Source organism: Helicobacter sp. 'house sparrow 1', from assembly GCF_900199585.1.
Taxonomy (GTDB): domain Bacteria; phylum Campylobacterota; class Campylobacteria; order Campylobacterales; family Helicobacteraceae; genus Helicobacter_H.
Map to the genome: position 1 here is coordinate 146,024 of NZ_FZQY01000004.1, position 12,634 is coordinate 158,657.

Consider the following 12,634-nt stretch of genomic DNA (forward strand, 5'->3'; position numbering starts at 1 on the left):
GCTCTTAAACTTTTATAAAATTTCTAGAGAATAGACTTCTAGAAATTTTATTGATAATGCGTATTAACAAATGAGGAGGTTTAAAAGAAATGTCCCAATCCACTTTATCTAAAGCAATATTGCGCTTGATTGTCTTTGGATGCATAACCTTTTCTCTGCAAAAGTTATTGTAATCTTTAAGTTGAGAAAACTTGCTTTCTGTTGTTGTATGAGCAGCATCTTGATGGTTGAAACCAATATTTGCAATCATATTATCCTTAGGATAGATAGACAAAGCATTGTGTTTCCACATCGAATAAGTAAAAGGATAGTCCCAAGTATCGATTTTTCCCTTACTATAAGATCTTAAGACATTAAACCAATACTTTTTTTCCTTTTTGAAATCAAATATTTTTAATTGTTTAAACTCTTCATTAAAATCTATGAACTCTTTTTGGTAAAGTTGCCAAGAGCGTCTCCAAGATGCCCATCCCCACAAGTGTGTATATTTTGAAAAAAAATAATCCTCTTTAAGACTTTGCTTAGCTTTTGGGTTTAGATCTAAGCCACTCCATCCACTGATGCAAAAAATTTCTTTATTATCCTTATAGAGTCTTAGCATTTCTTCACAAAAATAGAAAAAACTTTGCGTTGGCACACAATCATCATCAAAAATAATTCCCCACTCTTCCTTGCAAAAAAAATGTGTTATGGACTGCACATTTGATTCCTTGCAACTCAGATGTTTATTTCTCCATAAAAGATCCACTTCGCAATCCCAAGTAATCATGTTGGTCAATTTATCCCTTAATGCCTGTATTATGTGGGCTTCTTGAGGGTTTTTCCAATAATTGGATGCAATATAGAGTTTTTTGGGTTTAACCACCGCAATCTGTTCAAGAACCTTTATTGCTGTATCTTTTTTATAAGTGAGTAATAAAATAGGTATAGTAAAAGAAGACAAAATCCATCCTTAATATTGCTGAGTGTATTGTAGCTAATTTTTTGGATCATCAAAAACCTATCAGTGTTTTAACTTTGATAAAAAAGATGATACTAGTGTTTTGAGTAAATAGTACGTAGAGAAAAAAGTAGATAGAAATAATGGCAATCTAGGCTTAAGTTTTTTCTGCAGAATAATCTTTTTTGTATATTGATGAAGTATAGGATAGTTGGATAGGGCATTATGAAGAAAAATAATTCTTTTATAGCCTAAAATTCTTCCATAAATTTTTGGTTTAAATAATTGAAATAATGGGACACTGATGAAAAAATAATATAAAACAGTCTTGGGTTTTAAACCTTCACTTATTTCTATACCCTTATTTTGTAGAAGTTTCTTATAGATATAGACTTTCCCATATAAAAAGGCTCTGGTATGAAACAGGGTGTCACCACTTGGGTATTCATCTTGATTATAGCCACCTATCGCAATACATCTTTCTTTGTGATGCAAGACTGCATTTGGCGGTATCTGCTTGAGTATTCCCTGATAGCGGCAATCATCTACATCATCATCTTTTTGGATAAGATTTATTATATTATCCCTCATGGTTGTTGTGACTGGTTTATTTAAGGGAACATTTTCTAAACAACCAATCAATGTGGCTTTGCTGTATTGAGGGTGGCTAATGACACGATGCATTTCACGAAGATAGTTAGGATGGATTTCATCATCACTGTGGAGGATGCAAACCCACTCACTCTTAGCTAGGGTTAAGCATCGATTCCAATTGCCAAACATTCCCAAGTTGCTTTTATTTTTATAATAAGTAACTTTACCTTTAAATTCCGTTTCCAACATGACTTGGGAGGGTGTAACTGTAGTAAAATCATCTACATTCTCAACAACAATAATCTCATAGTGTCCTTCAAAATCTTGATTAATAGCTGAAAGTATAGAACGTCTTAAGGAATCCAATCTGTTGTATGTTGGTATTGCTATGCTAAATTTAAGTTTACTTCCTTCTCTTTCTTGTCCATCTTGATTGAAGATTTTAACAGATTGTATATGGAGAGTTCTTGCGAAATTATCATGACACTTGAGAAACACTTCATTTTTAAAATTTGATTCTAAAAACTTAGAATATTGATCTTCGACTTCTTTTATTATAGCAAGCTGTTGTTGTACTGTAAGTTTTTCCATTTTTTTCACTAGTTAAAAATTTGCACAGCATTATATCCGCTAAGAAAACTTTGATCGCTCCATAGATAGTCCCATTCTCCAAATCTTCCACAGGAAATTATATTTTTATTTTTTAAAAAATCTAGTATTTCTTTGCGAAAAACCTCCATATTGTGCGTAAAAATTACATTGGCATATGGAATTATTCTAAAATCCTCACAAATGATATCATGAGCATTGCAAATACCCATCTCTATAAATTTTTCTTTAGTATGTTGAATAAGATATTCTCTTATATTGTATTTTTTACATCCTGTAAGGGTAGAGATTGTTTTAAAAGATGAAAAATAAATTTCTGCTTGTAGGCTTGAGCAACCACTTGGAGCATTATTGGGAGATTTGAAAGATGGACTATAAACTCTTGCAAAAAGTTTATCCTTATCATAAACATAAAACCACAGCTCTTTTGGAATATCAATTTTGTTAAAACCAAATGATATAAGAGCCACAGAAGTAGCATGAAGTTCTGAAGATATGTTTATAATCTCTTTTGGAACATTCTTTATAATTTTTACAATTTCTTTGAGAGGGAGTGTGGATACTAAATGGGTGTAGTCATCTTGTGTTCCATCTTTGAATAGAATTTTCTTTGCATCTGTATCAATTAAAACTACTTCCTTGTTAAAGCAAATATCCACCTTTTCTCTCAGAGATCGAAAAAAGGATCTATATTGGCCTTCTTGTGGATACCTCATTTCTTGTGCATAGTAGGTATTTGGAGTTTGAGAACTCATGGCTCCATAAAGTATTTCTTCTAAGTTTGGTGTATATAATCTCTTGCCAACCCAGGATGTGCTGAGATTTTTGGCTTCTGTTGTCCAATATTTTTCTGTATAACACATCGGAAAATTTTCAGTAAAATAGTCTCCATATTGTGCTCTTAGCCATTGCTCAAAATTATTTATTTTATTTTTGGGGTTATTGTTGTGTATCATATCTTTTAGAGCAAGAATTTTTTCTTCCAATGGGAGGGGATAAAGATTGTTTTGAGCAGGATGTTTAATCCAATATCCTTTGTAGTAGTTCATTGGTTTTGGTGTATGTCTAATTGGTTGGCTTGAACCATGAAAAACCTCTTGAACATATGGATCTTCTGCAAATGAAAGGTGCACAGCATTATCAAACCAAAAAACACCAAGCGGACTAGTTAGATTAAATCCTCCACACATTCCACCCCAATCCTGATTTTTTTCATAAATTTTAACTTTGAACTTTGGATTTATATGATATCCTGCAGAAATTCCAGCTATACCAGCGCCTAAAACAACAATCTTATTTTCCATAGATTTTTTTAATTCCTTCTTGTAATTTTATTTTTGGATTCCAGCCTGGTAATTTTGGGAAATATGGTTCTGAAATTGGAACAAATGTTTCACAAATTCTATAGGGTTTTGCTCCCCACTTAATATTAACTTTTGTATTTGTGGCTTGCATATAGATATTAGCCAGATCTTTTAGGCTATAGCGTTGATTTTGTAGAGTGTAAATAACATTTTTTGGTTGATTGGTTTTAAGGACAAGTTGGATAAGCAAATCAAATCCGCTAATAACATCATCAATATGGCTTATGTCAATTTCTTGAATTCCTTCACTCATTTCTAAAACTTCTTGAGAGTTGGCATATTTTTGCCATAAATTAAAAATTTTTGGTCTTGGATCATTTGGGCCATAGGTATTATATAAAAGAAGATTGCAAAAGCCTGTTGATATCTGTTCTTGATAGAAACAAATTATGTCAAAAAAAGCCTGTTTAGTCGCATCATATAGGCTTGATGGGGTATATGTTTGAGAGTTTGAGAATTGAGAGAATGTAAGTGTGTTAATAAAGAATTTTGGTGGGTAGTATTTACAGGCCTCTAAAAGATATGTACCAAAAGTGATATTGGCCTGTAAAATTTCTAGAAGTTTTTGCGAACTATGTATGCTTTGATAATTTGTTGCTAAATGGATGATACCATCAAAATTTTGCAACCTAAAAAAATCTATAAGATTCTCAAGATTTTCATCGTAATGATGGATAGTGCAGTAGGGTTTAATCATCTCGATATTGCTATTCTGACGAACAAGGGCTACAATCTTGTATTTTTTATGCAATCCTAATATCAAGTTTGTCCCTACAAATCCTGTGGCACCAGTAACAAGAAGTTTCATTTTAATCCTTGTGGTAATTAAATTGCCTATTATACATCTTAATAGCCTTTTGTCACCTTTGGAGTTGGCCTTTGGTTCTACTAAATTTTTTTAAAGAGTATCTCATATTCTTTTTAAATATCTATTAATATCCTCTTATGGTTTTTAGAATTTAAGAAACCTAAGATTATAGACTTTTTTATTTATAAAATTACACTGCGTAAATTCTTTCCATCCTGTAGCAATTATACAAACATCACTTTTATCAATAAGTTCTTGAGGGGTTTCTGTGTAACAAATTGGTAATGCATATGTTTGCTTAAAGATGTTATTTGCAATAGGATCATAAGCGGTTATGTTCTTAAACCCCCTTTCCAACAGTCCATCAATGAGAGATTTTGATTTGCTATCTCTAACATCATCGCTTCCTGGTTTAAAACTCAATCCTAAAACTCCAATTTTTGCATCTTTTGAAATTTCTTGTGAAATCTTTTCAAGATAGAAAGTCAAAATTCGTTCATTGGTTTCTATAATCCCTTTTAAAATCTTTGTATCAAAACCTTTTTCTTGTGATTTTTTATGAAGGGCTAAAGTATCTTTTGGTAAGCAATATCCTCCAAAACCCAGCCCTGGATAAAGATAACTTGTAATGTTGGCAGGATTCCCATAGAATCTCTTATCTTGGTGTAGAACTTGAAATGAAAGTTGTATATCTATATTTCCTATCTTCTCTGCAATCATGCTCATTTCATTGGCAAAACTAATTTGCATTGCCAAGGTGGTATTACTCAGGTATTTGATAAACTCTGCAGAGTTGAGATTTGTAAAAATAATTGGTGCATTGAATGGCTTGTAGATTTTTCTAACAATCTCAAGTTCTTCTGAAGAACCAACGACTATACGATCTGGATTTAAGAAATCATGATATGCAAACCCCTCTCGCAAGAACTCTGGATTGGTAGCCAAAAAACAATCAGAGCTATCTCCCATGTTTACTTTCAAATTAAGCGTTCTTAGAAGGGGGATAAAAACCTCTTCTGATGTTGATGGAGGTATGGTCGATTTAACTATAAGAGTAGGTTTTGGCTTGCAGATTTTTATTAGCAAGGCAGTTTCTTTTAAGGATTTGATTAAAAAACTAAGATCTGCTGAACCCTCTTTATCCATAGGAGTACCAATGCAATAAAAAACTACATCGGTATCACGCAAAGCATCCTCAAGACTACTGGTAATAAAAAAATTCTTTCCAATTACATCTTGTAAACCTTCTTGTAGGCCTTCTTCAAAGAAAGGTATTTGACCTTTTTGTAGTAGACTAGATTTTGACTGATCTATCTCATAGCCAAAAGTTTTAAAACCTTTCTTGGCAAAACCAACCGCTGTAGTAAGTCCAACAAAACCTAATCCAATAACCGTTATTTTAATGGACTTCATTTTATTGTTCCTTTAAAAAATTAAGATATCTCCCAACTCCCTCATGTACAAGTATTGTAGGGTTGTAATCTATTTCTTTTTTTGCTTTTTGTATATTTGGGCATCTTCTTTGAGGATTATGTGTTAGATAATCTTTTTCTTTGGACTGATCATAAATAACCTTACCTGTATAGCCAAAAATATCTCTTCCTTGTTGCATATATATATCTGAGAGTTCTGCAATTGAAATTTCTGGCTTATCTATTCCAATGTTAAAGTAGTCAAAACTATCATGTAATAAAACCTTTAAGTAACCAGCGATTGCATCTGATATATAGCAGAAAGTTCTGGTAGGAGTTCCTTTACTTAGTATTTTAATATCCGCATTTTGGATAACTGCTTGTGCAAAGTCAGCAACAACTCTTTTATCATTAACGCTCATACCAGGACCATAATTATTAAAAGGTCTTGCTATTGTAATTGGCATTTGATATTTTTGATGGAATAAATAGCAAATCGTCTCTCCAAATCTTTTTGATTCATCATAGCATGCTCGTGGTCCAATACAAGATACATTGCCACGATACTCTTCTAAAGTTGGTATATTTTCTGGTGAAGGATCCCCGTAAATTTCGGAACTTGAAAAAAATAAAAAACCCTTTAATGGTTTATCTTTGTAGAACTCTAATAGGTTTCTTAATCCCCAGACATTTGCATCCAATGTTTCGATTGGATATGCTCTATAAAAACTAGGAGAAGCAATACTAGCTGCATGAATGATTAAATCTGCATCAATGGCATTTGGAATGCTTGCAATATTATCCTTAATGATATTAAATTCACTAATTTCTAGAATATTATTAGAATTATCCGCAAGAAGACTTAGCCACTTTGGTTTGCCAAACATAAAGTTATCAAGACCTATAATCTTTTTGAGATTCAAAGTCTTTGCATATTGTACAAAGAAGTGCATGAGATAGAAACCTAAAAAACCACCACATCCCGTAACAAGTATAGTAGAACCTTGAAGTTTGTTCCTCTGTTTAGAATTTAAACTTTCAAAAATATAATTTAAATCTTCATTAACAATGCTATTCATTTTATTTCTCCTTATTGCCATTTCTTCCATGGAGCACAATTGTGTTGCCATAAATATTGAAGATCATTTTTGTCTTTTAAAGTATCCATGCATTTCCAAAAACCATGATGCTTATACGCATAGAGCTCCCCATCCTTGGCAAGATCTCTAAGAGGATCTTGTTCAAAAACAACACTCAAAGGATCTTCTTTCATTGACAGTTTCTTTTGCTGAGCTTTATAGATATAATCAAAAACTTTAGGCTCGCATATAAAAAATCCCCCATTGATATAACCAGAGCCATTGGCACAATCTCCTTTAGGTTTTTCTACAAAACTATTGATTTGATTAGTTGAATTATTGATATCTAAGACACCAAACTTGCCATTTGGCAAAATTGAAGTCATTGTTGCTGCTCTCTTATGTTTTTTGTGAAATTCCAATAGCTCATTAATATCAATATCGCAAAGTCCATCACCATATGTAAGCATAAAAGTTTCATTGTTTACAAAGTCTTTTGCATGGTAGATTCTACTACCTGTCATTGTATCTTGCCCTGTATATAACATTGTAACCTTCCAAGGCTCAATCCTCATCTTATGCATATGGATATTATTATTAGACATATCAATTGTGATATCAGAATATCGTGTATAGTAGTTCAAAAAATATTCTTTGATTATATGACTTTTATATCCTGTTAATATAATAAAATCATTTAGACCATAATGGCTATAAATTTTCATAATATGCCATAAAATAGGTTTTCCTCCTATTTCTACCATAGGTTTTGGCTTTAGAGTAGTTTCTTCAGACAACCTTGTTCCAAGTCCACCAGCAAGAATTAAGACTTTCATAATTTTTAACCTTTTAAGTTTGGCTTATTATATCTAGTTTTGTTGCTTTAGTTTTTACAATTAAAGCGATGCTAAAATCAGCCTGATAATCATCCGTTGTGTTACAAAAATATATTTTATTGGATTGTCTATATAATTTTTGAAATTTGGGGATAATGCTCTAATATTTTTTCAAGCTGAATTTGATTTTGACCTCCAAGGCCATTTTGATCTCCAAGGTTTGGGCTTTCAAAATGAGAAATGCTTTTTTGAAGATTTTTCATACTATTATCAACTACCACAGTTTGAGTGTTATTTAAGATGGCCATGCTCCAGAAGTATAGATCGTCAGCTAGTGGAGCCAATCTTGTTATTTTCTCATAATCAGAAATATCTTCATGAAGACAGTTTGGGGGATAGATGACGCCTGCTGCTCCCACGGCCAAATGTTTTAAAGAAGGAGTTTTGCTCTCTGTAGAATTCCAGCTATTCACAGGGACATGAAGTTCAACTTTAGCTGCCAAGTGTGTACTAATACACATTGGAAATTTGCAATATGACTCCCAAAGAGATGTTAGCCAATGCTTAGGATAATAAATATCATCATCTACGGTTATGATAGGTAGATTAAGATTAAGTTGTAGAGTTGGAAGGAGTTTTTTGTATGATTTAAGATCTCTGCACCATCTAATCTCTATCATTTTTCCCCATTTTTTGTTGCTTATTGTTTTTGTTAGGGTTGTAGGAAGTTTCTTATCTGGGAATTGTTCCATTGCTAACCATAAGATAATCTTTTGGGGATGTTTATCTTGTCTTATTAGGGATTGAAGAGTGTAGTGAACATACTTAATTCTTGCTGGAAATGATGTAAGAGAAATGATGCAAGGCAAAACTTCTTTATTTGACATTGGATTGTGAAATCTAGAAGAAGAATTCCACCACATACGATAAAGGATGACTATAGCTGTGTATCTAAAAAATCTGTAAGTATCAACAAGTAATTTATAGCGTTTTAATCTTATTCGAAGTTCTTTAAGTAAAGACATTTTTACCTCATTGTTATTTTATAAAATAAAAGCTTAGAAAGTGTGAGTTGGGCTTTGATTATCTTAGCCTTCTTTCTAGAAAATTTTAAGAGTATTTGATTTTATTTAAAATGAATTATTAAGTAAAACTTAAAAATTGTTGAAATTATAATATTTTCTTGAGGACAAATCAATATAGGATAGGTGTCTTAAAAAAATAACCCATAGTGATTTTTCATATCTAAAATGCAAAAATACTTATTTTTATCTAGATTTAATCCATGTAGAAATATTTTAGATTGAGTCAAACAATAAAATTAAATTACTAAATTAAAAATTTAGATAAAAATTAAAGATGCTGTTTTTACTTTTGATAGCAAAGATTGGAAAAGTTGCACATAAAATAATGTAACTACTTTTTATAAAAAATAAAATGGATTTTAATTTAATGTTTTATCCTAAAAGATTTCTAAAAAATTGATGGAATAGTTTGCTTTTAGGGAATAAAAAGGTATGTGATGAAATATTAGTGGATATTTTGGAGTTTGATGGGAATAAAATTAAGGTTTAAGGCTATAAAGATGATGTGAGTGTTTGTTTGATATCACAAAGAATGCCTGTTGTTTTCAATAAGAGCGGGATGTATTAAAATCTAAAAATTTAATTAAAAGTTAAAATTATTTTGTGTAAAATAACGGCCATACTTGAAAAGAGGGTTGTTAAGAAGGGAGTGGGGAGACTTGTCTTGATATCTTTTAATGTATTTTTGCTTCTATAATGATTTAGGTAATGGGTTTCCTCTAGGTCTTTTGTTTGATGGATCTAGAGATGAAGCATTGTTGTTTTTTGAAGCATCTAGGCTAGGTTTTATTATTTTGTTCTTGGTATTATCTTGAGGTTTGTAGAGCCAAGACATTAGAAACTTTTTAACCAAGTAGCCATCTAAAAATTTTTATTCTTTCTAATCCAAATGTCTTTTTACTATATGGAGGATATCTCAAGTGGATATCAAAAGAAGAGGATCCTTTAAAGATTCCTTTTTTCCTACAAAAAGTTTCAGCGCTAAAGATGCCATGATAGGATCCAATTCCACTGTTACCCACACCTCCAAATGGAAGGTTGTTGTTAGCAACTTGTGCAATACAATCATTAATGCATCCATTACCAAAAGAAATGGTTTGTACTACTTGATCTTGTTTTTCTTTTGCATCGCTAAAAAGATAGAGGGCAAGAGGTTTTTCAAATTTTTGTATAAAGGATATGCATTCATCCAGATTCTTATAAGTGAGTATTGGCAAAATAGGACCAAAAATTTCTTCTTGTAATAGTTTTAGTTGTAATAGTTTTAGTTTAGGATTCTTATTATCTTTTGATCTAACTTGAAAGATGCTTTGATCACCCAAAGTTTCTAATAAGTGTTCTATTAAACCAAAATCAACCAATGTTGGGGAGATTTTTAGAGCTTTTTGATCTATATGCCCACCAAAGATGATTCGTCCCTCTTCTTTAATTTCTTTAAGCTCTTGAAGCAAATCTAGCAGGCGTTGAAAATGTCTAGGAGAAATAATCTTGCAATAGTCTTTGGAATTAATAATACTTTGATTTATTTCTTGATTCTGATGGTGATTTTTTTGATCATTGGTGTATAGATTGATGATATTTTGCTTAAGGTTTTCAACCACGCATTCCTTTAGATCTTGCTGTATTAAAAGAAGGTCTGGAGCAATGCATGTTTGACCTGAATTTAACCATTTTCCCCATGCAATTTTTCTAGTGATAATTTGCACATTTTTATAATCTTCTACAATACAAGGATTCTTGCCTCCAAGTTCTAGAGTGATAGGGGTGAGATTTTTTGCAGCCTCCTGCATTACAATTCTTCCAACTGATTCACTACCTGTAAAAAAGATATAGTCAAATTTTTGTTGAAGTAAATATTCTCCTACTTCTTTTCCACCTTGTAAAACACATACAAAATCTTTTAAAAAGGCTCTGGCAATAATTTTTTCTAAAATATTAGAGGAATGTTGAGAATATTCAGAGGGTTTTAAAATTACACAATTTCCAGAGGCAATTGCTCCAACTAGAGGTATAAGACTAAGATTTATGGGGTAGTTCCAAGGTGAAATAATCAAGACTACCCCATAGGGTTCATAATAAATTTTACTTTTGCCACCTAGATGGCTTAAGGGAGATTTTACGGATTTTGGGGTTGTGTATCTTTTTACCCATTTTCTTGCACTTTTAATTTCCTTATAGACTTGGGCTATTTCAGACATAAAGCCTTCTTCTTTAGATTTATTAAGATCTAAATAAAGAGCTTGAAGAATCTGTTCTTCGTGATATTTAATACTCTCTAGTATTGAATCAAGTGCTTGTAATCTTGCAGATTTTGAGAGTGTTTTATGACTATAAAAGAATTCTTTTTGTCGCAGGATGATGGAAGAGATTTCCTTTTGCATATCTACCTTCTTTATTGTGCTATCAAGTTTTTAGATAGAGTTTAAAAACCAAAACCCTAACAAGTGATTTATTATTCTATAATTTAAGTTTTAAAAAATGGAATACTGACTAGGAACTATGGATAAAAATATAGAATTAAAATCAATGATCAATAAAAAATTAAATATTAATGGTCTAGAACTAACAAATAAGCTACAAGACTCAAGCATTTCCCTAGCTTTCTTTGATCCTCAATATAGAGGTGTATTAGATAAGATGAGATATGGCAATGAGGGTGAGAGACAAAAAGGTAGAGCAGAGTTAATTCAAATGAATGAGGAGATAATTATTGATTTTATTACCCAAATTCATAGAGTCTTAAAACCAAGTGCTTATTTGATGCTTTGGATTGATAAATTTCACCTTTGTGAGGGAATTAAAGATTGGACTAAAAATACAACACTTCAAATTGTAGATTTAATCACTTGGGATAAACAAAAAATGGGAATGGGTTATCGCACAAGACGGCAGAGTGAATATTTACTCATCTTGCAAAAAAAACCCATCAAAGCCAAGGGCACTTGGAATCTTCATCATATTCGTGATGTATGGAGTGAGAAGATTCCTCAAGAAGAAATCAAACTCCACCCTCATAGCAAACCTAAAGCATTGCAAAAAGCACTGATACAATCTTGCACACAAGAAGGAGATGTTGTTCTTGATCCTGCAGCAGGTAGTTTTAGTGTGTTTGAATGCTGTATGGAATTGGGAAGAAATTTTATAGGGACAGATTTAGTGAAAGAGGATTAATCAAATAATTTTGCATTAAAACTTATTCCAAAAATAAGAGTTCCAAGATCATTGCTTCTAAAAGAATTGAGATAGGCAAGATCCAAAGAAATATTATCTTTATGGATAAGAAAAGAGGCACCTATTTGATAGAAAGAAGCATTTAAAAGAAGATGGGGTGCATTTGAGGTGCTAAATTCTGACACAACCCAGATTCTTTTTGTGATATTTCCACTAATGCTTGCACCTAGGGTCAAAAGATTTTGTTTCATACCTGTATGATAAGCCCAGCCAATATTTATGGTTGTGCGGAGTCTTTCATTCAGCCAATTAAAACTTAGGGGAAAATAGGCATAAAAATTACTATTGCGATGGGAGATATCAGTGTTGATAATACTGCCCCCAATAATTCCAATATTAAAAAAATTATCTTTTGTTGTATAAAAGCCTTGTTCTATCTCTATAAATCCTTTATTTTCTAGGCTTTGGGTTGAGGCATTGTTTGCAATTTGCAAGGAAGTATATTTAAAAATTACACAATCTCCATAAAATCCTAAATTTTGCGATTTTTGAGAGGCATTTAACCATATATCAAACTCACAAGTACCTTTATCTGCTGTAAAAGTATCACCAACTATAGTCCAACCAGCAGCATAGATACAGCAACAATAAACACATAATAAGAAGATTTTTTTTATCATTTTTGCTACTATAGTTCTAGGATTTTAAACTTCAATTATACTAATTTATTTACTGA

The 12,634-nt window shown here is 31.7% G+C and carries 11 protein-coding genes; 1 reads left to right on the plus strand and 10 read right to left on the minus strand.

The features are described 5' to 3' along the window. Positions 1–4 precede the first annotated feature (4 nt). The 9 genes from C6H31_RS01130 to C6H31_RS01170 form a co-directional block, all read right to left on the minus strand. On the minus strand, positions 5–943 hold the full coding sequence (locus C6H31_RS01130; protein ID WP_233709924.1) for a methyltransferase FkbM: 939 nt from the start codon (positions 941–943) through the stop codon (positions 5–7). A 60-nt stretch (positions 944–1,003) separates the two neighbouring features. Continuing rightward, complete coding sequence (locus tag C6H31_RS01135; RefSeq protein WP_104698230.1) at positions 1,004–2,125, minus strand: glycosyltransferase family 2 protein; 1,122 nt, start codon at positions 2,123–2,125, stop codon at positions 1,004–1,006. A gap of 8 nt (positions 2,126–2,133) precedes the next feature. Beyond that, positions 2,134–3,447: a protoporphyrinogen/coproporphyrinogen oxidase gene (locus tag C6H31_RS01140; protein ID WP_104696977.1), complete on the minus strand. Its 1,314-nt coding sequence runs from the start codon at positions 3,445–3,447 to the stop codon at positions 2,134–2,136. Continuing rightward, a complete protein-coding gene (locus C6H31_RS01145) occupies positions 3,437–4,315 on the minus strand; it encodes an NAD-dependent epimerase/dehydratase family protein (protein WP_104696978.1) in 879 nt (292 codons plus the stop codon). The genes C6H31_RS01140 and C6H31_RS01145 overlap by 11 nt, the downstream gene beginning before the upstream one ends. A 144-nt stretch (positions 4,316–4,459) precedes the next feature. Beyond that, positions 4,460–5,728: a UDP-glucose dehydrogenase family protein gene (locus C6H31_RS01150; protein ID WP_104696979.1), complete on the minus strand. Its 1,269-nt coding sequence runs from the start codon at positions 5,726–5,728 to the stop codon at positions 4,460–4,462. A gap of 1 nt (position 5,729) precedes the next feature. Further along, the gene (locus C6H31_RS01155) at positions 5,730–6,806 is read right to left on the minus strand and encodes an NAD-dependent epimerase/dehydratase family protein (protein WP_233709926.1); all 1,077 of its coding nucleotides are present in this window, start codon (positions 6,804–6,806) and stop codon (positions 5,730–5,732) included. Positions 6,807–6,817: 11 nt separating this feature from the next. Continuing rightward, positions 6,818–7,642, minus strand: a complete 825-nt coding sequence (gene rfbF / locus C6H31_RS01160; protein WP_104696981.1) for a glucose-1-phosphate cytidylyltransferase — start codon at positions 7,640–7,642, stop codon at positions 6,818–6,820. Positions 7,643–7,770: 128 nt separating this feature from the next. After that, positions 7,771–8,667, minus strand: coding sequence for a hypothetical protein (locus C6H31_RS01165; RefSeq protein WP_158654730.1), 897 nt, complete (start codon positions 8,665–8,667; stop codon positions 7,771–7,773). Positions 8,668–9,572: 905 nt separating this feature from the next. Next, a complete protein-coding gene (locus C6H31_RS01170; RefSeq protein ID WP_104696983.1) occupies positions 9,573–11,108 on the minus strand; it encodes an aldehyde dehydrogenase family protein in 1,536 nt (511 codons plus the stop codon). A gap of 118 nt (positions 11,109–11,226) precedes the next feature. Between C6H31_RS01170 and C6H31_RS01175 the strand changes: the two genes are divergently transcribed. Further along, positions 11,227–11,898: a DNA-methyltransferase gene (locus C6H31_RS01175; RefSeq protein WP_233709927.1), complete on the plus strand. Its 672-nt coding sequence runs from the start codon at positions 11,227–11,229 to the stop codon at positions 11,896–11,898. On the opposite strand, the gene C6H31_RS01180 is transcribed toward C6H31_RS01175, so the two are convergent. Further along, entirely contained in the window at positions 11,895–12,578 is a 684-nt protein-coding gene (locus tag C6H31_RS01180) for a hypothetical protein (protein WP_104696984.1), read from the minus strand. The genes C6H31_RS01175 and C6H31_RS01180 overlap by 4 nt on opposite strands. Between the last annotated feature and the right edge of the window lie 56 nt (positions 12,579–12,634).

Excerpts from the sequence above, each read along its gene's own strand:
- C6H31_RS01145 (WP_104696978.1), bottom strand. The coding sequence starts at position 4,315 with ATGAAACTTCTTGTTACTGGTGCCACAGGATTTGTAGGGACAAACTTG.
- C6H31_RS01135 (WP_104698230.1), bottom strand. The coding sequence starts at position 2,125 with ATGGAAAAACTTACAGTACAACAACAGCTTGCTATAATAAAAGAAGTC.
- C6H31_RS01165 (WP_158654730.1), bottom strand. The coding sequence starts at position 8,667 with ATGTCTTTACTTAAAGAACTTCGAATAAGATTAAAACGCTATAAATTA.
- C6H31_RS01140 (WP_104696977.1), bottom strand. The coding sequence starts at position 3,447 with ATGGAAAATAAGATTGTTGTTTTAGGCGCTGGTATAGCTGGAATTTCT.
- C6H31_RS01180 (WP_104696984.1), bottom strand. The coding sequence starts at position 12,578 with ATGATAAAAAAAATCTTCTTATTATGTGTTTATTGTTGCTGTATCTAT.
- C6H31_RS01150 (WP_104696979.1), bottom strand. The coding sequence starts at position 5,728 with ATGAAGTCCATTAAAATAACGGTTATTGGATTAGGTTTTGTTGGACTT.
- C6H31_RS01175 (WP_233709927.1), top strand. The coding sequence starts at position 11,227 with ATGGATAAAAATATAGAATTAAAATCAATGATCAATAAAAAATTAAAT.
- rfbF (WP_104696981.1), bottom strand. The coding sequence starts at position 7,642 with ATGAAAGTCTTAATTCTTGCTGGTGGACTTGGAACAAGGTTGTCTGAA.
- C6H31_RS01155 (WP_233709926.1), bottom strand. The coding sequence starts at position 6,806 with ATGAATAGCATTGTTAATGAAGATTTAAATTATATTTTTGAAAGTTTA.
- C6H31_RS01170 (WP_104696983.1), bottom strand. The coding sequence starts at position 11,108 with ATGCAAAAGGAAATCTCTTCCATCATCCTGCGACAAAAAGAATTCTTT.